Annotated in this window: 21 protein-coding genes; 9 read left to right on the forward strand and 12 right to left on the reverse strand. The window is 63.4% G+C overall.

Annotation, left to right across the window (positions count from 1 at the left end; genetic code table 11):
- Positions 1–2 precede the first annotated feature (2 nt).
- From trbE to ACRYLO_RS17190, 9 genes are all read right to left on the reverse strand, one after another.
- A complete protein-coding gene (trbE, locus tag ACRYLO_RS17150) occupies positions 3–2,429 on the reverse strand; it encodes a conjugal transfer protein TrbE (protein WP_482661265.1) in 2,427 nt (808 codons plus the stop codon).
- A gap of 7 nt (positions 2,430–2,436) precedes the next feature.
- Positions 2,437–2,715: a VirB3 family type IV secretion system protein gene (locus tag ACRYLO_RS17155; RefSeq protein WP_482661266.1), complete on the reverse strand. Its 279-nt coding sequence runs from the start codon at positions 2,713–2,715 to the stop codon at positions 2,437–2,439.
- On the reverse strand, positions 2,715–3,044 hold the full coding sequence (locus ACRYLO_RS17160; protein WP_482661267.1) for a TrbC/VirB2 family type IV secretion system protein: 330 nt from the start codon (positions 3,042–3,044) through the stop codon (positions 2,715–2,717). The genes ACRYLO_RS17155 and ACRYLO_RS17160 overlap by 1 nt, the downstream gene beginning before the upstream one ends.
- On the reverse strand, positions 3,041–4,015 hold the full coding sequence (trbB, locus tag ACRYLO_RS17165; protein WP_482661268.1) for a P-type conjugative transfer ATPase TrbB: 975 nt from the start codon (positions 4,013–4,015) through the stop codon (positions 3,041–3,043). Before trbB ends, ACRYLO_RS17160 begins: the two co-directional genes overlap by 4 nt.
- A 410-nt stretch (positions 4,016–4,425) precedes the next feature.
- A complete protein-coding gene (locus tag ACRYLO_RS17170) occupies positions 4,426–4,965 on the reverse strand; it encodes a hypothetical protein (protein WP_482661269.1) in 540 nt (179 codons plus the stop codon).
- 20 nt (positions 4,966–4,985) lie between these two features.
- Entirely contained in the window at positions 4,986–5,768 is a 783-nt protein-coding gene (locus ACRYLO_RS17175; RefSeq protein WP_482661270.1) for a hypothetical protein, read from the reverse strand.
- Between the two features lie 28 nt (positions 5,769–5,796).
- Positions 5,797–7,992 carry an esterase/lipase family protein gene (locus ACRYLO_RS17180; protein ID WP_482661271.1) on the reverse strand — a complete coding sequence of 732 codons (2,196 nt, stop codon included), beginning with the start codon at positions 7,990–7,992 and terminating at the stop codon, positions 5,797–5,799.
- 155 nt (positions 7,993–8,147) lie between these two features.
- The gene (locus tag ACRYLO_RS17185; RefSeq protein ID WP_482661272.1) at positions 8,148–8,894 is read right to left on the reverse strand and encodes a LytR/AlgR family response regulator transcription factor; all 747 of its coding nucleotides are present in this window, start codon (positions 8,892–8,894) and stop codon (positions 8,148–8,150) included.
- Positions 8,891–9,985, reverse strand: a complete 1,095-nt coding sequence (locus tag ACRYLO_RS17190) for a sensor histidine kinase (protein ID WP_482661273.1) — start codon at positions 9,983–9,985, stop codon at positions 8,891–8,893. The genes ACRYLO_RS17185 and ACRYLO_RS17190 overlap by 4 nt, the downstream gene beginning before the upstream one ends.
- Before the next feature lie 203 nt (positions 9,986–10,188).
- On the opposite strand from ACRYLO_RS17190, the gene ACRYLO_RS17195 reads away from it, so the two are divergent.
- From ACRYLO_RS17195 to ACRYLO_RS17215, 5 genes are all read left to right on the forward strand, one after another.
- Entirely contained in the window at positions 10,189–11,145 is a 957-nt protein-coding gene (locus tag ACRYLO_RS17195) for an aspartyl protease family protein (RefSeq protein WP_482661274.1), read from the forward strand.
- Between the two features lie 22 nt (positions 11,146–11,167).
- On the forward strand, positions 11,168–12,328 hold the full coding sequence (locus ACRYLO_RS17200; RefSeq protein WP_482661275.1) for a hypothetical protein: 1,161 nt from the start codon (positions 11,168–11,170) through the stop codon (positions 12,326–12,328).
- 34 nt (positions 12,329–12,362) lie between these two features.
- Positions 12,363–12,839, forward strand: coding sequence for a hypothetical protein (locus ACRYLO_RS17205; RefSeq protein ID WP_482661276.1), 477 nt, complete (start codon positions 12,363–12,365; stop codon positions 12,837–12,839).
- A 91-nt stretch (positions 12,840–12,930) separates the two neighbouring features.
- Positions 12,931–14,853, forward strand: coding sequence for a TonB-dependent receptor domain-containing protein (locus ACRYLO_RS17210; RefSeq protein WP_482661277.1), 1,923 nt, complete (start codon positions 12,931–12,933; stop codon positions 14,851–14,853).
- 57 nt (positions 14,854–14,910) lie between these two features.
- The gene (locus ACRYLO_RS17215) at positions 14,911–15,123 is read left to right on the forward strand and encodes a hypothetical protein (RefSeq protein ID WP_482661278.1); all 213 of its coding nucleotides are present in this window, start codon (positions 14,911–14,913) and stop codon (positions 15,121–15,123) included.
- Between the two features lie 34 nt (positions 15,124–15,157).
- On the opposite strand, the gene ACRYLO_RS17220 is transcribed toward ACRYLO_RS17215, so the two are convergent.
- Positions 15,158–16,474, reverse strand: a complete 1,317-nt coding sequence (locus tag ACRYLO_RS17220; RefSeq protein WP_482661279.1) for a S41 family peptidase — start codon at positions 16,472–16,474, stop codon at positions 15,158–15,160.
- Positions 16,475–16,584: 110 nt separating this feature from the next.
- Between ACRYLO_RS17220 and ACRYLO_RS17225 the strand changes: the two genes are divergently transcribed.
- On the forward strand, positions 16,585–17,052 hold the full coding sequence (locus ACRYLO_RS17225; protein ID WP_482661772.1) for an Lrp/AsnC family transcriptional regulator: 468 nt from the start codon (positions 16,585–16,587) through the stop codon (positions 17,050–17,052).
- A gap of 271 nt (positions 17,053–17,323) precedes the next feature.
- On the opposite strand, the gene ACRYLO_RS17230 is transcribed toward ACRYLO_RS17225, so the two are convergent.
- Positions 17,324–18,895, reverse strand: coding sequence for an ABC-F family ATP-binding cassette domain-containing protein (locus tag ACRYLO_RS17230; RefSeq protein ID WP_482661280.1), 1,572 nt, complete (start codon positions 18,893–18,895; stop codon positions 17,324–17,326).
- 794 nt (positions 18,896–19,689) lie between these two features.
- On the opposite strand from ACRYLO_RS17230, the gene ACRYLO_RS17235 reads away from it, so the two are divergent.
- Entirely contained in the window at positions 19,690–20,115 is a 426-nt protein-coding gene (locus ACRYLO_RS17235) for a GNAT family N-acetyltransferase (protein WP_482661281.1), read from the forward strand.
- A 353-nt stretch (positions 20,116–20,468) separates the two neighbouring features.
- A complete protein-coding gene (locus tag ACRYLO_RS17240) occupies positions 20,469–20,678 on the forward strand; it encodes a hypothetical protein (RefSeq protein ID WP_482661282.1) in 210 nt (69 codons plus the stop codon).
- A gap of 325 nt (positions 20,679–21,003) precedes the next feature.
- Here ACRYLO_RS17240 and ACRYLO_RS17245 read toward each other — a convergent pair whose 3' ends face one another.
- Complete coding sequence (locus ACRYLO_RS17245) at positions 21,004–21,126, reverse strand: hypothetical protein (protein WP_482661283.1); 123 nt, start codon at positions 21,124–21,126, stop codon at positions 21,004–21,006.
- Between the two features lie 76 nt (positions 21,127–21,202).
- Here ACRYLO_RS17245 and ACRYLO_RS17250 point away from each other — a divergent pair, with 76 nt between their 5' ends.
- Positions 21,203–21,850, forward strand: a complete 648-nt coding sequence (locus tag ACRYLO_RS17250; protein ID WP_482661284.1) for an SOS response-associated peptidase — start codon at positions 21,203–21,205, stop codon at positions 21,848–21,850.
- Positions 21,851–21,886 lie beyond the last annotated feature (36 nt).

Raw genomic sequence — 21,886 nt, forward strand, 5'->3', positions numbered from 1 at the left:
AATTACTCCTTGGTGGTGAGGGGAAGAAGGTCCGCAGCCCAGTCGAGGCCGCGTGCGCGCAGCCACGCGGCGGCGAAGCCGGCATGGCCATGGGCCTCGACGAGCTCTGCGATGCGGCGTTGGTCGGTACGCGAGGAAGCCGCAGCGAAGGCGAGGGCGACTTCGCCCAGCCCGAGATCGAACAGGCGGTTGCCGCGGCGCGATTGGCAGTAATAATCGCGCTTGGGGGTCGCCCGGGCGAGGATCTCGATCTGACGATCGTTCAACCCGAACCGGCGGTAGATCGCGGCGATCTGCGGCTCGAAGGCACGCTCGTTCGGAAGGAATATGCGGGTGGGGCAGCTCTCGACGATCGCGGGTGCGATGGTCGAAGTTTCGATGTCGGCAAGGCTTTGCGTCGCGAACACGACGCTCGCATTCTTCTTGCGCAGCGTTTTCAGCCACTCGCGCAGTTGGGCGGCAAAGGCAGGACTGTCGAGTACGAGCCAGCCTTCGTCGATGATGATGAGCGTCGGCGAGCCGTCGAGCTGCGCCTCGATCCGGTGGAAGAGGTAGGACAGCACGGCAGGAGCTGCGGCACTTCCGACCAGGCCCTCGGTCTCGAAGGCCTGGACGCGGCTCTCGCGCAGCGCTTCGGACTCCGCATCGAGCAGCTGACCATACGCGCCGCCGATGCAATAGGGCTGCAACGCTTGCTTGAGCTGCTGCGCCTGGAGCAACACCGCGAGGCCGGTGAGCGTGCGTTCGCCGACCGGGGCGGAGGCCAGCGACTCCAGCGCGGACCAGAGATAGTCCTTGGCCTGAGGATCGACCGGCACACCTTCGGCGGCGAGGATCGCGGTGATCCATTCGGTCGCCCAGCTGCGCTCCGCCAGATGATCGATCCGCGCGAGCGGCTGAAGGCGGATCGCGCGCTCCTGCGGATCCGTGCCGCCGCTACCGAGGTCCTGCCAGTCTCCACCCATTGCGAGCGCGGCAGCGCGGATCGACCCGCCGAAATCGAACGCAAAGATCTGCGCGTCGCGATAGCGCCGGAACTGCATCGCCATCAGCGCGAGCAGGACGGACTTGCCGGCCCCGGTCGGCCCCACGACCAGCATATGCCCGACATCGCCCACATGAAGGGAGAAGCGGAACGGCGTCGATCCTTCGGTTCGCGCGTAGAACAGCGGCGGCGCGCCGAAATGCGCGTCGCTGGCGGGCCCCGCCCAGATCGCCGACAGCGGTACCATATGCGCGAGATTCAGCGTTGAGATCGGCGGCTGGCGGACATTGGCGTAGACATGACCGGGCAGGCTGCCGAGCCACGCTTCGACCGCGTTCATGCCCTCGGAAATGACGGTGAAATCGCGCCCTTGGATCACCTTCTCGACCAGCCGCAACTTCTCAGCAGCAAGGGCGGCATCGGCGTCCCAGACACTGACGGTGGCGGTGACATAGGCCTGTCCGACCAGATCGCTGCCCAGTTCCTGCAGCGCAAGGTCAGCATCGGCGGCCTTGTTCGAGGCATCGCTGTCGACGAGGACGGACGCTTCGTTGGTCATCACCTCCTTGAGGATGGCGGCGATCGACTTGCGCTTGGCGAACCATTGGCGGCGGATGCGGCCGAGCAGCCTGGTCGCATCGGCCTTGTCGAGCATGATCGCGCGCGTGACCCATCGATAGGGAAAGGCCAGCCGGTTGAGATCATCGAGCAGGCCCGGAAAGGTCGCGCGCGGAAATCCGGTGATGGTGAGGGTGCGCAGGTGCTGGTGTCCTAGCATCGGCTCGAGTCCGCCGACGAGCGCTTCGTCCACAAGCAGCGCGTCGAGGTGCATCGGTGTTTCGGGGACACGGACCCGCTGGCGCTTGGTCGAGACGGTCGAGTGCAGATAGGTCAGCGTCTCTTCGTCATCGAGCCACCGGGCCTCGGGGACGAAGCCTTCCAGCAACTGGAGGAGCCGGGCGCTGCGATCGACGAAGCCGGCAAGCAGTTCGTGCGGGTCGACGCCTGATTTCGCGCGGCCTTCGTAGAGCCAGCCCTCGGCGCGCGCGGCGTCTTCGGCCGGCGGCATCCATTGCAGGGTGAGGTGATAGGCACTTTCGAAGTGGGCGCCTTCCTCGGCGAATTGTTCGCGGCGCTCACGATCGACCAGAGCCGATGCCGCATCGGGAAAGGTGCTTGCGGGATAGTCCTGCGCCGGGACGCGCTGGGCTTCGAAGAAGATTGCCCAGCCCGAGCCGAGGCGCCGCAGCGCGCTATTGAGACGGCCCGAGGTGGCGACCAGCTCGGCGGGGGTCGCGGAGTCCAGGTCAGGGCCGCGGATTGCGGCGGTGCGCTGGAACGATCCGTCCTTGTTGAGCACGATGCCGGGCGCGATCAAAGCGGCCCAGGGCAGAAAGTCGGCGAGCGCTGCGCCGCGGCGGCGATATTCGCGAAGCGACATCATGGCCGTCTCACGTCCGCAGATAGGCGGGATAGCGCATATGGCGCCGCCCGACTTCGAGGAACTGGGGATCCCGGCGCGCTGCCCAGACCGCGATCGCATGGCCAGCTGCCCAAAGGAGCAGCCCCACCAGCCACAGGCGAAGCCCGAGGCCGATCGCGCCCGCCAGGGTGCCGTTGACGATCGCGACGGAGCGTGGCGCACCACCAAGCAGAATGTGCTCGGTCAGCGCCCGGTGCACGGGCGCGAAATAGCCTGGAACGGCCGCGCCGGGATCGAGCGTTTCCATCAGACCAGCGCCCCGCCGCCGAAGCTGAAGAAACTGAGAAAGAAGGAGCTCGCCGCGAACGCGATCGACAGGCCGAAGACGATCTGGATCAGGCGGCGGAAACCACCCGAGCTCTCGCCGAAGGCGAGCGTCAGGCCGGTGACGATGATGATGATCACCGCGACGATCTTGGCGACCGGACCCTCGATGCTTTCGAGGATGGACTGGAGCGGGCTTTCCCACGGCATCGAGGAGCCGGAGGCGAAGGCCGGCCCTGCGGCGAGGGCGAGGATGGCGGTGCCGGCGAGCGTTGCCGCGCGGGCACCTATTGTCGACAGGGACAAGGTCATGCGAAGTCTCCGTTGCTGAGGAATTCGAGGCGGTATTCGCCCGAGCGATCGAGGCCGGTCACGCGGGCGAGCTCGGAAAGCCGGCGGCCGGCGCCGTCGCGCACGAGCACCGCGATCAGGCCGATGGTCTCGGCGATCAGCGGGCGCGGCACGGTGGTGACGGCCTCCTGGATGAGCTGCTCGAGGCGGCGGAGCGCGCCGAGCGCGGTGCCTGCATGGATGGTCCCGAACCCTCCCGGGTGTCCGGTGCCCCAGGCCTTGAGCAGATCGAGCGCTTCCGCCCCGCGCACCTCGCCAATCGGGATACGGTCCGGTCGCAGGCGCAGCGCGGAGCGGACCAGGTCGGTCAGCGACGCGACGCCTTCCTTTGTACGCATGGCGACGAGATTGGGGGCGGTGCATTGCAGTTCGCGCGTGTCCTCGATGAGGACGATGCGATCGTTGCTGCCCGCGATTTCGGCGAGCAACGCGTTTGTGAGCGTTGTCTTCCCCGTGCCGGTGCCGCCCGCGACGAGGATGTTGGTGCGATCACGAATGGCCGAGCGCAGCGCGGCGCACTGCGCGACACTGACGATCCCTGCCGTGACATAGTCATCGAGCGTGAACACCGCGACCGCGGGCTTGCGGATCGCGAAGGCTGGCGCAATGACCACCGGGGGCAGCAGGCCCTCGAAGCGTTCGCCGCTTTCTGGCAGTTCTGCCGAAACCCGCGGAGCCTTGGGATGGACCTCAACGCCGACATGATGGGCGACGAGGCGAATGATCCGCTCGCCATCATTGGCAGATATGGTGAGGCCGGTCTCCGCCATCCCCGAGCCGAGCCGATCGACCCAAAGCCGGCCATCGGGATTGAGCATGATTTCGACGACTTCGGCGTCGTCCAGCCACTCGGCGATCGCGGATCCGAGCGCGGTCCGGAGCATCCGGGCACCCCGGCGCGAGGCTTCGGAACGGAATGGCTCGACGCTCACTGCGGTTACCCTGCGACTTGTCCGGAGCGGGAGTGCGCCGGTGACAGGGGTGACTAAGGAGGCACGAAATCCACGCTTGGCAACAGAATGTCGTTCGGATCGTGGTGCAGCGTAGAAGAAGAAACTCTGGGTCAGATCGTATGGCTATCGAATGCCGCTTAGCGGTTCGCCGCAAAGGAAGCCTGCGGCCTTTCGCCCCCGATTCGAAGGTCACCGACGGCCACGCCTTGAACCCATAAGCAACCAGGTTCAGCGGGGAGGTTGGACAGCTTGAAACGGTTGCAAAGCCGACGTTGGCTCCCGATCGCCAATCGGCGACTCTTGGGGCGGTAAGAGACAGTCAGCTTTTCGGCGAACGACCGGAATAGCCGACATTTCTCATCGCCTTTACATCGGCAGAAGCTGGACCCTCATCGCCTAAACACCCACCGGCCGGTGCCGCCGGATATGGCAATGCCATGAGGCATCTTCTGAACGGTGTAGATCTCTCTTGATCGACCAATCTGGGTTTTTCCGCGGCGCCCGCAACTCGTAGTGAAGGACTCGATGCCTCCGCTAATGGCGAAGGTGAGTTTCGTGCCGGCCTGATCAACCTGTCCATGCTTTTCCTGCGTCGTGCTGATTGTGCAGCCATCCTTCTCGGGATGTCGCCGCGTAATGGTCCAGTTGAACCGACCGTTCGCGTCTACCGCCAAGGTCATCGACCGGGCGACAGTCATTGGCACCGGTTCGGTGACGAGGGTGGTACGGGTCATCGACCCATAGCCTACCGTGCCCCCAAGGCTGGTGCCTGCCGTCGCGCCGACATTGGGAACGAGCTTGATCCGTGGGATCAGCACCAGCTCCTTGCCGGTGCTCGACTGGGTCCAGCGCCCCGTGATGTCCACGAACGCAGGCGGAATCGAGAGCAAGGCGGCACCGGCCAGCGCGGCGAGGTAGAGGATTTTCATTGGAGGTCTCCGCAATCGCGTCAAAACACGCCGACCCAGCTCTCGCTGGCGGCAAACTGGTTGGATTTCCCCCAGCACATCAGGCCGGGTCGCTCGACGCTCTGGCTGTCCTTTTCGAGGCGGTAGGTCATCTTGCGGCAGCGGAAGCCGTTGACCTGCTCCTCACTGTCCACGCGGAGCGATCCGGCAAAGCCGTTGGCCGCCCAGCGATGGACGTGACCAATCGCAAGGCTGGCAAGACGCTGCTCGTCTCCCCCATGTTTTCCGGAATATTGGTCACGCGGCCAGACAGGCCAGCCCGAATAGGCGAAGCCACCCTCACAGCCGGTGCAACGCACCTTACCGAACTCGGTATAGGCATCTTTGGCGGTCCGCCATTCCTGCGAAATTTCCATCCGGCTGGGATATTGCCTGTCGCTCTCCGCCTGCCGCCGTGCCGCGCGCGGAGTGGCGGTTTCAGGTGCCGATTGCGCCTCGTCGACTGCCTGCGTTGGAGCCTCACCCTCCTTGGGTTGAGTTTTTTCGGCAGCCTTGCACCCGGCGACAGTCGCCGCTTCGCTCGCGCGTTGCTCAGCGCCGCGCTGGGCGGTGTCCTTGATGTCGGTGCCCAGGTTGCGCTGGCCGCGCGCTGCGCCCTGGAGGCGCGTGAGCAGCCCCCCGGCGCCCTCGGCACCGAACAGGCTGGGGCGACGCTTCTTCGCCTGGGTGGCGCAATCGGACTGGGCGTGCGCGGGCAGCGGCAGACCGAAGCTGGTCGCGAGCAGCAGACCCGCGACAAGGGTTATCGGGAACACAGGTTTCATGGGTTTCTCCTGATTGAAATGGCGCGGGTCACTGCGCGCTGGACCAGCTCGACAGCAGCACTTCGCGCTCAGTCTCGCCGCTATTGTGGAGCTTGAGCGTCCATCTGCCGCGGGTGACGGAGCGATCGACGAATATTGATCGGAAGGTCTGGCTGGCCTCCGGGGTGGCTGCGTCATTGCGACCCGCAACCGCGCCGGTGTCGTCGATCAGCGTCGCCGACACGACGCTTGCCGCGACCAGCGTGAGGCCAAGATTGCGCGCCGCCTTGACCGGGATCGCAACATCGATCGTCTGACCCGGTGCCAGCTTCACCAGTTTGGCGAAGTCGGCTTTGCTTGATGGTGCCGGCGCGGGTGCTCCGTCATCGGTCAGCATGATCCGCGCCGTCGCACCGCCACTTCCACCGCCGGTCCCGCGATAGGCCGATGGCCCCTGCGCGAGGCGCGGCTTGACGAAGGACGAGAAAGGTCCGGTCTCGGTCATTGCGGTATGGATCACGTCGTCCTCGGCGGCGTCGGCGATCGTCCACCGTGCGGACTCGACGGCCACTACGCCGTCATTGGGTTTGGCCATCGTGCAGATGGCAGGGAATACATTGCCGGCGAGGACCGAGAATTGGACGCCCTTGCGCTCGGTCGTCGTGGCGTTGAACTGCGCAACGACGCTCGGGCGCAACTCTCGCAGCGCATGCATGGGGATTTCGAGATATTCGAGCGCCGCGCTGATCTGATCTGCGCATACGCTGCCCATATTCGGTGTGCCGAGCATGACGAGGCGCGACACCTGCGGCCGGCCATCCGCATAGCTTGGCATCAGTTCATGAATATAGCGGCGGCTGATCAGCCCGCCCATCGAATGAGCGACTAGGTCGATATGCCAGGCGTTGCGATCCTTCTGGGCGTAGCTGACATATTTTGCGAGTTCGAAGGCGTTTTGCGCGATGGTGTAGGTCGCCCCGAAATTACCGACCTCCTCGCCGGTATTCATGCGGCCATGTTCGCGCTTTTCGCCGACCGGGAACGCCTTCCAGTCATAGCTGTGGGCCGTGGTCAGGATATTCTGCCACGATGCCCAGGCACCCCAGTTGGACCACAGACCATGGACGAGGACGAGCGGCTTGGGCGCGACCTTGAGGTTCCGGGTCTGCTCGTCGACCTTCTTGCCCTTGTCCTCAAGCTCGGCGCGGATGCGCTGGATCGGGCGTGGGCGACCATCGTCGTACCAAGCATAACCGGAGCTGTCCCAGTTTAACTTGACCTCGCGCTGCTGGCCGGCGGGCACGATCACCGACAGTTCGTCGATCGTGCCATCGGGCTTTGCGCCATCCCATTTGTCGCCCTTGTAGGTTTCCTTGAACTTGACCGTTGCGGCCTTTTCCGTGTCGCCATCATTGGCGACGACTGCCGTCACGCGAACGATATTGCCGTCGATCGTGCCGCGCTGGTCGGAGATGTCCTGCCAATCCTCCCATTTCGGGAAGCGCATGTCTTCGAATTTGAGGTCGACCAGCCGCAGAGCGGGACCACAGCGGCGGAGATTCCAGCTGAGCCGCTCAGTCACGCCTGACCATGTCTTGACGAAGCTGCCGGTCAGACGATTGGGGTCAGACGAGTTGATCCGGTCGTCGCCATCGGAGCCAAAACTGACCGGGTCGATCGAATAGGGGCTTTCGGGCAGCGTCTGGTTGACGCCCTTCTTAGCCACACACTGGCCGCTGAAGCTCGAAGATATAGAACCCGACGCGGTGCCCTGGAGCTGGGGCAACCGCACGCTGATGCGGTAGCTGTCATCAGAATCGAGCGAGACATTGACCTCGGTCTCCAGATTGCTGGCGTTCGCGCTGATCACACTCTTGGACTCGGATGTACCCGACACCTGTCGCCGCTCGCGCGTTTGGAGGCAGACATCCTCGTCCGTCGTCCGGACGGTCTCGGATGCGACCTGTGACAGATTGATGTTGGCTTTGGCGAGATTCGTGTCCGGATCGGACGTCGGACGCACCACGACCTGCGCGGCATAATTGTAGGTCATCGACGCGGTGCTGGTATGGCTGCCCTTGCCCGACAATTTGGGCACGGTTTTGCTGTCGCGCGTTTCCTGGGTGCGCGAATAATGCACAGTCCCGCCCCAGCCGCTCGCGCATTGCGCGGCGATCGCCGGGGTTGCTGCGCCCGAGAGGATGACGCCCAGCGTCAGGGCAGGGAAACTGCGCATCGCGATCATGATGTCCTCCAGTGCGGCAATCGCCGTGTAGGAAGGCGCTACCGGGCAGGCCGGCCGTGAGCAGCGCGCGTTCAATGGAAGCGGCCCATCCCGCGACCGGTCAGGGGAATGACGACGAACCCGGATTTCTCAGCGACGAATCCGGTTGCGGGAGGTCAGGAAAGCCCCAGCCGTTCCAGCACCGATTTCACATAGCTCGGCCCAACCTGCACCACCGCGGCGTCGCGCATCTCCAGCGCGATGAGACCTTTGCCGAGCCGCTGCACGCCCTGGACCAGCGCCGGGCGGATGAAGGTCGAGCGGTGAACCCGCATCAACTCGTCGGCGTCGAACAGCTTTTCCAGCGCCGCCATCGAGATGCGGTGGATGTAGCTGCGCGTGGCGGTGTGGAAGAGGACATAGTCGCGCGCCGCCTCGACCCATTCGATCTGGGCGATGGGGAGGCGCAGGTTGCCGCCCGCGACCTGCACCCATATTGCATCATCGCGCACTTCAGGCTCGGGCATGGTCGCCAGCCGTTCGGCGGCATCGCGCAGCGCGCGCCGCCGCCGCGCGCGCTCTACCGCCTGGCGCAGCCGGTCGAACCGCACCGGCTTCAGCAGATAGTCGGCGGCATCCACCTCGAATGCGTCGGGGGCATATTGCTCGAACGCGGTGACGAAGACGATTTCGGGCCGCGGATCGGCAGCAAGGTCGGCAGCGACGCGTATTCCGCTCTTTTTGGGCATCGAGATGTCGAGGATTACCAGGTCGGGGGTCAGCGTTGCGATCCGCTCCTCCGCTTCTTCGCCCGTAGCGGCAGTGCCGACGACATCAGCCGCGTCGATGTCGCCAAATAGCGAATCCAGCCGTCGCAGCGCCAGCGGCTCGTCGTCCACCAGCAAAACTCTCAGCGCGGTCATGCCGCACCCTCCCCGCTTCGCCGCGCCAGCGGCAGGCGCACCCGCGCAACGAAACCGCGTGGGCGCGGCCCGGCCTCGAGGCTGCCCGCCTCTCCGAACAGCGTTTCGAGCCGCTGACGGATATTGGCCAGGCCGACCCCGGTACCGGGACGAACATCACCGTTCCCGCCATCACCATCGTCCTCGACCGACAGAATCAGCATGTCCGCCTGCGTTTTGGCGCAAACACGGATCGTGACCGGATCGGCGGACGGCGCGAGCGCATATTTGATCGCATTCTCGACCAGCGGTTGAAGCAGGAAGCCCGGCACCAATGCGCGGTTCAGCTCTGGCGGACAGACGAACTCGACCGCCAACCGCTCGCCAAACCGCACGCTTTCGATCTCCAGATAATGCTGGAGCGTCGCCAGCTCATCCTCCAGCGGCAGCAGCGCGTCGGGCTCCGACGACAGGGTCGCGCGGAGGAACTCCGACAGCTTGGCCAGCATGGCGTCGGCCGCATCATAGTCACGGGTCACGATCAGTGAGGAGATCGCGTTGAGCGTATTGAACAGGAAATGCGGATTGAGCTGGTAGCGCAATGCGGCGAGACTGGCCGCGCTTGCCGCCGCCTCGGCCCGGCTTGCAACCTCCCGCGCGACCGCAAGTTCCAGTTCGCGCGCACGGGCCAGCTTGTTCGTCTCGATCACGGTGAATGCCGCGCCGAGCAGCGCGAACTGCCAAACCAGCGCCACAAAGTTGTTGGTCGCCCGCAGCGCGAATGGCGCCGAGCGCACCGGCGTGTCCAGATACGCGTCAACCCATTGCGCCATCACCGCATCGATCAGTGCGAGCAACGCGGATGCCGTGAATGCCGACAGGATCATCGCGGCAAGCCTGACGATCATGTTGCGATGGCGGGTGCGCCGAGCCGCCCAGTAGATCCCCCCCGAAAATACCGCGCCCAGAACACAGATATTGACGACGGACACAGCGACATAGGCACTGGGGTCGCCGAACAGCGAATAGGGGATCAGATAGAGCACTGCCGACAGCGTCCACGTCGCGATGACCAACGTGAGCGTTTGGCGATGTTCGGTCTTCAGCTGCATACGACCCCACGGATAGCCCGCTCTGGTGATAGCGGAAACGGGGGCGACTGACGCCTGCCTTCGTCGCACCCAGGTCGGACTTCGTCGCGCGACTCTGCCTTTGCCGAACCTCCATCGGGATCGGTCGCGAAGCCGTGGCGGTCCAACGCGGTCAACCATATCCCGGCCCCTGTTCGCGGCACGTTGCCGCCAGGAGGTCGATCATGGCTCATCCCGTTCATCGTTGCTGCGTCGCTGCACTGGGCCTGATCGGTGCCCTCGCTGCCGCACAGGCCGTTGCCTTTATCAGCGAAACGCTGGTGCCCGCCGCGATCGCGGCGCAGGGCTCGCTTGAGGTCCTCCCGTCGGGCCATCCCGTCGTTCTCGTAGCGCTCGACAATTCGGCTCCCAAGCGGTTCGTCATCGACACCGCCGCGAGCATCACCGCGATCATGCCCAAGCTTCGCGCGGCGATGCCGGGCATTGTGGCCAAAGGCGGTGGCGCTCCGCTTCAGGCCGTGAGCGGATCGACTGCGATTGAGAGGACAGTTGTCGAACGGCTTCATCTGGCAGGCCGCACGTTCCGCAAACGCGACCTGCTGCTGCTCCCGCCAAGCCCGACTGACGCGCTGGGCATCGACGGCATTTTGGGTGCCGACATCATCGCGAATTTTGTGGTCGAGATGGACATGCCCGGTGGGCGATGGCGCATGATCGATACGGTCGAGCCCGCCATGCTCAACGGGATCGCCGGATCGGTGCCCTTCACCCTCGACGACCAACGCGCGCCTCGGCTCACCGTCAGCATCAATGGAGTCAACATGTCGGCGGTGCTCGACACCGGGGCGCGCGGAACGATCCTGAACTGGGCGGCCGCGAAGGCGATTGGCCTGTCGCCCGACAGCCACGGGGTGGCCAAGGCCAGCGACATCAAAGGCGCGAGCAGCCACGCCACCGCAAGCGTCGAGGCACCGCTGAACGAACTCGCGATCGGCGATGTGAAGATCGCACGTCCCAAGGTGCGCGTCGCCGACCTTTCGGTGTTCAAGGTGCTGGGCTTCACGCTCGATCAGCCTGCCGTGATCCTGGGCATCGACATGTTCGCCGACCGGCGTTTTGTGATCGATCACCCCGGCCTGCGCCTTCACATTTCCCCGCCCGCGCCGCGCGCGGCATCGTGATCCCAAGCGAGACACTTTCGAAATGAAGATGGTCCTGTCCACCGGCGCTGCGCTCGGCGCGATCGCCATCGTCTGCACCGCATTCGCGCAGCAGGCACCGAAGCCCAAGATCGAGGCGGTCTATTGGCTCTCCGCCGAAACGACCTCTGGCATGGCGACCGGTCAGCCGAACGGTGTCGAGAAAATTCTGAAGCTTCAGCTGGGATCCAGCCGCAGCCAGCCCGCACCGAGCGCTGCGCATCTTCCGCCCCAGGGGCTGCAGGCAGGCGAGCGGCTCCCGCTGATCACGCCACGGGGCGCCGAGCAAAAGGCCGACGCCCCGACCGACTATCGCCCCGGAATGCCCAACGGGCCCAAGGGGCGGATCGAGCTCTTTTGGGGTTGCGGCGAGACCGCGCCATCGGGACAGCCGTTCGTCGTCGATCTGTCGACGCTCCGCCCCGGCGGCCAGTCGCCCTTTGGCGCGGTTCCCCAGGTGCGCGCGATGACGCCGCCATCCCAGGGGCGTCACGCGACCTACGGCGAATGGCCCAATGGCCGAAAGGAGACTCGCGTTCCGCGCGATGCCTCGCTTGCCGGGGAGCACATCGTCCAGGCCAATTACGCGCCCGAAATGCGCTTCACGATCGCCAACGGAGCCGACTTTCTCGGCCCGCTGACGCCGAAGCACGACGCTTTGCCGTCTGGAGCGGTGATGGTGAGCTGGCCCGCCCTCACCCATGGACGCGGCACCATCATCACCGTGGTGGCTGCGCGAGAGGACGGGACGACGGTCATGTGGTCGTCGAGCGCGGTGCGGATGCCGGGCATGGCACTGCCCGACTATCTGACGGAAAGTGAAGCAGCACGGCTGGTCCAGCAGCGCATTCTCCTCTCGCCACAGACGACCCAGTGCGCGATCCCGGCGGCGGTGGCAAAGGCGTCGGACTCGGCGATGCTGATGATGACCGCCTTTGGCGCCGAAGCGAACTACGGATCGCCGAAGGACGCGCCGCTTGGCTGGGCGGTCAAGCTGCGTACCAAGGCGACGCATATGAGTGTGCTCGGCGTCGATCTCGCCGCGATGATGGGCGGTGACGACGACGGCGCAGATCGCGATGCCCCGGCAGAACAGACAAAGCCGAAGAAGAAGCGCGGCTTGCTGCGCGGCGTCATCGGCGGCGCGCTCGGCATTCCGGGCTGAATCCATGCCCCAATTCTTCAATCAGGAGATTATCATGCACGGTTCGTTCCGCACCGCGTTCATCGCCCTCGGCCTGATCGGGCTTGCCACCGCCGGGCAAGCCATCGCGAATGGGCCGGTTCGCTATGTCAGCAACCTCAAGCCGCCCGCCGATGCCCAGGCCCGAAAGGATGCCTTCCGCAAATTCGGCGAGGTCTCGTGCACCGATTGCGAGGGCGGTATCGCCTTCGACAGCAAGCCGAAGGCGCCCTACGACCAGTATAGCGGCAATTATGCTGAATGGCCGCGTCGTGCGGGTAGCTGGCCGGTCGGTCATGTCCACCGCTGGAAGGGCAAGGCGTCGACCGGAACGATCACCGTCGTGACCGAAGAGCAGGTCGACGGGTTCAAGTGCCGCCGCCTCGAATATAAGCTGGTGCGCGGCACCGCATCGGCGACCCGCCCGGGCCTCATCTGCTTCGGCCTCGCCAACCGTGAGTCCTCGGTCGAGAACTGGCACGAAGTTTACTGACCCTGTTCGCCCCGTCGGCGCTTGTCGCCGCATGTCGAACCCTTCGCGATCTACGCTGACCGCAGTCCCGATTTCAGAATGGAGAAAGAAGATGCTCACGCGTACTGCGGGACTGGGGCTTGCCGCCGCGATCCTGTCGCTGCCCCTGCCTGCGCTCGCCCAGCGCACCGACGACAACGCGACGACCAAAGCGGAGGACGCCTTTGGCACCTCGGTCGGCGGTGAGCAGATCGGCATCTACAACCCGAACTATGTGCGCGGATTTTCCGCGGCCGAAGCAGGCAACATCCGGCTCGAGGATCTCTATTTCGACCAGCAGGCGAATTTCACCGAACGGCTGATAGGCGGGCTCAAGATGCGCGTCGGGCTGTCCGCGCAAAGCTATCCCTTCCCCGCGCCGACCGGTATTGCGGACTATGGTCTGCGCAAGCCGGGGGACAAGCCGCTGCTGAGCCTGGGCGGGCGCGTCGGCCCGTTCGGAACGACGGCGATCGAACTGGACGCGCAACTGCCGATCAGCGCCCGACTGTCGCTGGGCGCCGGTGTCGGTTTTATTTCCGACCGGACCCATACTGGCGGCAGGGGCGAATATCGCACGGGCGCGCTGGTGGCCAACTGGCGGCCAGCCGATGGCGTCCAGCTCCTGCCCTTCTGGAGCCGCACCCAGATCGACCGCGAAGATGTCGCGCCGATCCTGCTCACCGCTGGCGCCTTTCTTCCGCCCGAGATCGAACGCGCCCGACCGCTGGGCCAATCCTGGGCGATCAATCGTGGTCGCGCCGACAATTTCGGCATTGCGAGCGCACTGACGCGCGGCGACTGGACGGTGAAGGCAGGACTGTTCCGCTCCGAACTCGATCTCGACAAGTCGCACACGCAGTTGTTCCTTAACGTGCGCCCCGACGGGGTTGCGGACGAGGTGGTGATTGCCGAGCCTGGCCGGCTTCAATCGTCCACCAGCGGCGAGATACGCGCGACGCGGCGATTTGCGGAGGGACCGCGCCTGCACGCGCTGCACGCTTCGCTGCGCGGTCGGGCGCGCGCACGAACCTATGGCGGTGACCGTGCCGTCACGATCGGCACCCATCATATCGAAGCACCGGTCAGCGTCCCCGAGCCCGACCTGGTCTTTGGCCCTCGGACGCAGGAGCGCGTGCGGCAATGGACTGCTGGTTTGGCCTATGAAGGACGGTGGCGTGGGGTTGGCGAACTCAGCCTCGGGCTGCAAAAGACCAGCTATCGCAAGCGAACCGACGCCCCCGGCGCCGCACCGGTGATCAGCCGGGACTCGCCGCTGCTGCTTAACGCGACGGCGGCTGTCCATGCGACCTCCAGCCTCGCTGTCTATGGCGGCTTTACGCAGGGGCTTGAGGAGAGTCCGATCGCCCCGGGTGTAGCCGTTAACCGCGATGAGGCCCCCCCTGCACTGCGCACACGCCAGATCGATGCCGGCGTGCGCTGGGCAGTGACCCCGGCAGTGCGACTGGTCGCTGGTGTGTTCGACGTGACCAAGCCGTTCTTCTCGCTCGATGCGGGTCGCACGTTCAAACAACTGGGCACGGTCCGTCACCGGGGGGGCGAATTCTCGTTGTCCGGTCAAGTTTCGCCGGGCCTGACCGCGGTGGTCGGGACCGCGCTGATCGATGCGCGCCTGTCTGGCGCCGGTGTCGATGCGGGGCTGGTCGGGCCAAAACCACTTGCCAGCTTCGGCAGATTATCGACTGTTGTGTTCGACTATCGGCCGCCCTTCGCCGCCGCACTTTCGGTCGATCTGGTCGTAGAAAGCACCTCGGATCGCGTCGCCAGTACCGACGGCAAGCTGGTGATCCCCGCCCGCGCCATCGCGTCGGTTGGCGGTCGCTACCGGTTCAACATCGGGAAGGCACCCGTGACGCTCCGCGCCCAGCTCGCCAATATCGGTGACAAGTTCGGGTGGGCAAACGGGCCGAGCGGCATCTATCTGTACAATTACCCACGTCGCTTCACTGTGGCGGTGACGAGCGACCTTGGCTGAGTGGGCAGGCAGAGTGCCGGTCATGCTGTGGGTATGACCGGCAATGGGAGGCAGGTCATGAGTTGGGCGACATCGTTTCGGGCCCTCGGCCTGCTCGCATTGAGCCCGCTGCTGTCGACGCCGGCATCTGCGCATACGTCGGACTGGCGCGCGATCGCACAGCGCGATGCCGAGGCAGCACTTACGTTGATCGCCGAAAGCCACCCTGGCGATGTCCCGCACTTGATATTGGGCTTTTACTTCAAAACTGGCGCGCGCGGGCGGAAGTGAAGCGATCTGGTCCCGCCGGCACGCCGTACGTTGCTCAACGCCTTTCCGACATCGGGACCCCTTGAGAATCGCGCTTGGCCTTTTCGATCTGACCGCTCGCTCTGTTGACCTCCATCGTATCGATCTCAGGAGTGCCCAAAAAAAGCACTTGTGTGGAGGGGTCGCCGCTCAGGCTAAAACGGTCAGCTCCCAGTGCGACCAACGAAGAAACTGGTCCGGATCCGCGCTGCATGGTGAGGGCCTCTCCGTCGAGACGCACGACGCGTTCCCCGTAGATTCCGACATAGGCAGAGAGCGGGCGGCTGGCGGCCACCGGCCGCGCTTTCGCTTCGTGATATTGAGCCGTTCGCTCCATCCTGGTGCGATCCGGCCCACTTGATCGCTTTGCAATGATCGAGAGTGCGTCTGCCTGCGCGGCATCAAGCGCAGCGTCGCTCGGCACTGCGATCACCGGCGCTACGCCTCGCCCCTCCCAATTGCCGCCGTCGGGAAGTTCGGGTCGACCGATCGAGACACTTAAAATGTATCGGCCTCGGATGGGATACAGTGCGTTGCGGTAAGCACCGCCGCCCGTGGTCATACCCACAAGCTTGCCGAACCCGAACTGCGTTACATGGCTCGCAAACTCTTCTGCGGCCGAGAATGTTCGGTTTGAAGTCAGCACATAGACCGGCTTTCCACTGATACGACCTCCAGGAATTTCACGCGCAGCGCGCGATTGCGTTGGATCGGCGGACCTCAAATGAAAAGTGACCAGCAGCGTGTCGGCGGCCACGAAATAGCTTGTTAAGTGTCGCACGGCATCGGGCGATCCACCGCCATTCTCGCGTAGATCAATGATGATCGCATCGCCGTCCCGCAGGAAAGCCATCGCCCGGTCGATTGCAGCGGCGCTCGCCTGCCCGTTTCCGCCCGTCCACATGAACCCACGATAATTGATATAGCGGACATTTCCCGCGAGTACCCGTGCTTCGACAATGCCGTGGTTCCAGATCCGCGCCAGTTCATCTAAATAAGTGTCAGGTGCGTCGTCGTCGTCGTCGCGGGGGGCGACCATATTTCCCGCCTGATCCGGGGCAAAGCGAATACCGAGATGCGCGTCGCGTGCCACTGCGGCCATATCCGCCGTTATTCTGTCCGCCAGCAGAACCGGATCGATCCCGTCATAGCGCCCGTTTGCCATCCCGCTAGCCAACGCCGCGTCCAGCGCCGTTCGCTTTTCGGTGACAACGTAATCGCTCGCGACAATGCGGCGCACCTCGGCAACAATCGCCCGGTTGTCGTCGACCTGCCCCCATGCGGGCAACGCTGACATCGTCAGCGCCAAACTCAATGACCCAAAAAATCGCATCGATATATTTCCAAATCTGGCTGCAGCTCCGATAATGCGAGAAGTGGCCCACCCGGAGTGCGCAAGAATGGCACTAAGCGCGCGTATTTTTGGTAATTTTGGACGTGTTCATGCATGATTTTGCCAATTGCGATGCCCATGACCGTCGAATCCTTGCGGCCTTGCAGGTCGACTGCATGCGAACGGCGGACGATCTCGCCAGAGACGTCCCCTTGTCGCCGTCAGCGATCGCGCGCCGGATACGCCGACTATGGGAAACTGGTATAATCGAACGCGCTGTTGCGATTGTGGCGCCAGGTCGCGAGCAGCTATCGGCAATCGTCGATGTCCAAATGGAGCATCATGCGCGACCCCAAGTCGAGTCGTTGATCAAACGGCTTAATTCCGACCCGCGGGTCCAGGTTCTAACAGAGCTGACCGGAGCATTCGATCTGATGCTGATTGTAACGGTCGGAGACATGGCGGCGTTTAACGATTTTGCCGATACCGAGCTGGCCGCCAGTCGCGCGGTGCGTCGGTATGAGACCCGGTTTGTAAAGAAGCGGCGTAAGTTCACGGCCGCATTGCCGCTGGGGTAGGCTATTATGCGCTGCAGATTGAGTGATGCAGGGATCAGCTGAGCACCGATCTGCCTCTGGTAAACGCATGCCGCCCAAATAGTGTCGCGACGTCGTTCGCACCTAAGCGGCAACGATCGTAGCCATACACTAGCCGAGAAAATCTGCCGATTTAGGGATCATTGCACGATCGGATGAACGACGGGAATAGCGCTGACGCGATGGGGTAGAATTCTGACGGTCAGTTTTTGACAAGATCAGCGAGAACTAGCCATTGCGCGGAGCGCCATGATCAGATGTCGACAAACCGTCCGATCTCGATCCGCTCAAGGAAAGAGCGGTCGTGACTCACTACAAGCAGCGCACCGTCGAAGTTCCGAAGAGCGTTCTCGAGAAGTTCGACGGTCTCAATGTCGAGATGATTGGTCGGCTCGTCGAGGATCAGCAGCCAAGGCGCGGCGGCCCCGCCTAGTGTCGCGGCCAGACTTGCCCGTAGGCGTTCTCCGCCAGACAGGGAGCCCACGACCCGCCGGGCGTCGTCGTTTCGGAAAGCAAAGCGGGCGCACAGCGCGAACGCGGCTTCCGCGTCCAGCTCTGGATGTAGGGCGCGCACATTATCTACCACACTCGCCTGGGCGTCCAGCATTGCGGCGTGTTGATCGAGCAGCGATATCCGTTCATTCGCCCGCCAGACGCGGCCGTCCACCGGGTCGAGTTGCCCAGCCGCTATCCTCAGGAGCGTTGTCTTGCCGGCACCATTCGGTCCCCTCACCGCAATGCGTTCCGGACCATCGACGCGAAGCGTCCAGGGCCCGAGCCGGCGATCGCCGAATTGTGCTTGCACCCCATCCAAAGCCAGCAAGCGGCTGCCCAATGGCAGCCCACTTGCCGGCACGTCAATCCTGAGAGGCGTGACGATTTCCACCAGAGCCCGCGCTACCTCCTGACGTTTTCTGGCGTCTGCGACGATCCGATCGGCGACGGACTGTTCCCGCCCACTGCTGTTCTCGGCACGCTCTGCCTTTGCGCCAAGGAGGATTTTCGGTTCCGATTTCCGGTCGGCGAATTTGCGTCCCGCCTTGTCGCGCCGGGCCTTGCTTTCGAGTTGAGCCTGAGCCGATCCTTTAGCCTGGCGAAGCGCGGAATCGGCCCGCTCGCTCTCAACGGCGATTCGCTTTCTTTCATCTTCGCGCGCTCGTGCGAAAGCGGACCAGCTCCCGCGAAAAACGCGCACCCCAATCGGATTCAATTCAACGATCCGGTCCATCCATCCCAGCAAATGCCTGTCATGACTCGCGACGAGGACGCCGCCCTTCCAGTCACGGATTAACGCTTCGACGACTTCGCGTCCCGCGAAGTCTAGATTATTCGAAGGCTCGTCCAGCAGGAGGAGGTCGGGCGCTTCGATTCGCAGCCGAGCGACACCGATGCGGGTTCTCTCACCGCCGGACAACGTGCCAATCCTACGCGCCAGCAGGTTTGAGGACAGGCCCACTGCCTCCAGAGCGCTTCCAATTCGCTCGTTCAAGGTCCAATCGGCCAGGTCGAAATCGTCAGCGTTCCCGTCTCCGGCAAGGATACGACGGAGCGTTTCGAGCTGGTTGACCACCCCCAACGCTTCCTCGACGGTCCAATTCTCGGGCATTTCCTGTTGGAGCATGCCGACCGACCCCGAAACGCTCAGCGTGCCGGAGTATGATTCATTTTCGCCTGCGATCATGCGCATTAGGGTCGATTTTCCCGATCCGTTGCGTCCGACAAGGCCTACTCTTTCGATTCCGATGGATAGCGTCAAATCATGGAAGAGAACTTGCAGGTCGGGCGTGAATGCTGAGACCGCGTCGAGCGTAAGAAGAGCAGACATAGAGAACCGTGTTTTAAATAAGGGGAGGGAAAATTCCGTCACTTATCCTGTTGTTCACGTGCGCTCTCCGTTGTTCGCGCGCCGCTAATAATAACCGAACGTTGTTTGATCAAGACGCGGTCGGCTGTTGGGATATCAAAAATCATTCTTTGAGGATCGCTTCTGGTTCGAAACATTAAAGGTCTCTTTTTCGTAAAGTTCGCGATTTCCTGTCAGTGAGAAACCGACCCCAAAGCGGTCGACTGCTATTCGACTGTAGTGATACTGCACAGTGGCAGGTCGCCGCTAACCCACCGCCATGGATCATCACTACGTTTGAGGCGAGCCGACGTTGCGATCCAGCGAGGCCCAGGCTTGTCGCGATATTCCGCAAACGTGTAAGCGGACTGGTTGCCCTCCATGGGTAGACATTGCGGCGCACATATACGGTTGCAATGCACGGTTCCATCCCATGGCAGTTGCGACTTCATGAATGACACGCGCGCAATATCGAGATCAACTTTCGAGGGCGGTGCTTGACGGCTCCCCAAAGCAAAAGCCCATCAGCGCGAGACAGCAGACGAGCAGCGTTGGTCAAAATGTCACACACGATGACCGCTAGCGTCAATGGCAGCTTCCCGCCCAAGTTCAGCCCTTCCGGGTGGCCCTCCGCGATTCCAAGACCGGTCAAGCAGCTTCGCTAGAGGTTTTGCCAGAAGCCCACTTTCTCGTGCCGACTCAGTAGCGGTGCCCGCTTCTGCAGATTATGAACGCGCATGCTTATCCGCCCTTTCCGATCTTCAGATGCCCCTAGTTTGGCCCAGTTGTTCTACGCGTCGGTGCATCAGATCGCGGCACAATATTACACAGCCGAGCAAATTCGAGCATGGGTGCCTGATGTCCCGGATCCAGCACGCATTGACGCTTGGGGCAGAGACGGGCGAATTTTCCTAGTCGCCGAAGATGACGGTGAAGCGTTGGCTTTCGCGGATCTGGAGCAGGATGGTCACATCGATCATTTCTTTTGCCGTGCTGACCGGGCCGGGACGGGTGTTTCCGCTGCGCTTTATCATCACCTCGAAACGGAGGCGCGCGCCCATAAGCTGAAGCATCTTTACGTGGAAGCCAGCGAACCGGCGCGGCGCTTTTTCTTGCGCATGGGCTTCACTGCGGGCCATCGACGCGACTTCGTCATTGGCGGCGTGCCAATCCATAACTTCCGAATGGATAAGCAGTTCTAACGCCAGCGGCTTAGCGGCCGCGTTCTACCCACATTCAACCATAGAGCGCCCGGCTCGGCGATGCCCGAAGCTGACATTACCGCCGAATTCGTGGTGATCGGTCTGGGGCAGGATGACGTACGTCCGTAAGGACCGATTCTGGGGCGCTAAGATGCCAACGACGTTCCCTACTCAATCGCGGTGGTTCCAAAAACGATCGGACAAACCGCATACCCGACTGCACCCGAGCAAAATCCCTCTGACCCCAGCTCGGAACAAGATGTGCCATCACGAGCCCTTGCCCGATGTTCCCTAATCGTTCTATTCAAGGCTTACCGCGATTCGCGGTCGTTCACATCGATGGAGCTTTGACCGTGGAGCATGACTTGCGGTTGCGTGCGGCTGCGCGCGAGATTTACGATGCCGCCTATCCCAGCGAAGAATGGTCCCCGACCACCTTCGACGAGGCCGAGCGCTTCGGCACAGTCCATTACCGGCAGGCCGTGAGCGCAGCGCAGAAGGCAAGGGGCGTACTGACTGATCCGAGCATCCAGCCCGAGTTGTTTGCCTCGCGCCAATCGTGACCCGCAGTGGCGCGGTTTGATGAGAGGGGCGGACGCATACCGACTACGCTTTTCGAGTGCGCGGCCTGGCACACAAACATCCTCGCAATTTGCCGGAAGCCACAATGCCGCCGGGTCGCGATCTTCAACCCGCACCAGCTATGGTGGCGGTTTCATTGCAAAGGCTGGGATGACCATCTGAGCTCCGTGGGAGACAGACTCAAATGTGACATCTGCAAGAGCCGGGCGGCAGTCAGCACGACGAAAACGCGCGCACCTACCGTTGAGCTGCCCTGGCCGGATGATCGGGAATGGAAGCGAGCGGTCAGCCGGTTCAGAGCGTAGACTAGCTCAAAGCCCATTTGATCGCGCCCCATGCGCCCGCAACGCAGCTGCCGAGCAGCAACGCCGCGATCAGCCAATATTCCAGCGCCTGTTCGATCCCGCTGACCTTCAGTCGCTTCCTCATCCTGTCATCCAACCTTGTCGTTGCCGGGCACGACAGCAGGATCGACTCCCGCCCTGTTCGCTGGCACCTTCCCCCCATGTGCAACCTATACGCCGTGCGCAAATCAGCCGCAGAGGTCGCGGCGCACTTCAACGCAATTCAGCCGGCGCTCTTCAACGCCGCTGACGAGATATACCCCGGAACACCGGGCATGGTGGTGCGGGAAGTCGATGGTCACCGCGTCCTCCAGTCGATGACCTGGGGCTTTCCGCTCCGCCTCAAGGGCATGAAGCCAGAGTCGAAACCGAAACCTGTCAACAACATCGCAGACCTGAACAAGCCGATGTGGAAGAGCTTGGCGGCAAAGCCTCAATGGCGGTGCCTGATCCCGGTGACCGGGTTTGCCGAAGCCGAGGGTGAGAAGGGCAGCAAGACGCGCACATGGTTCAGCATTGTGGACCAGCCGATCTTCGCATGGGCGGGTCTGTGGCGTGACAGCGCCGAGTGGGGCGCGGTCTATTCGGGCGTGATTACCGACTGCAATGAGGCGATCCGCCCGGTTCACGATCGCATGCCGGTGCTGCTCCACGCCGACGAATACGACCACTGGCTCCGCGGCAGTTTCGATGAGGCGGTCAGCTTTCAGCAGCGATGCTTCCCGAACCACCTGATTGCGATGGAAAGAACAGCCGAGCCGTGGGTGAAGCGAAAGGCGCCCGTCGAGGCAACAGGGCCGCTGCTGTGATGCCGGATGGATAGCGATGGGCTAAGGCGGGCCCGC

Source organism: Sphingomonas sp. SDUR79 (assembly GCF_056821745.1).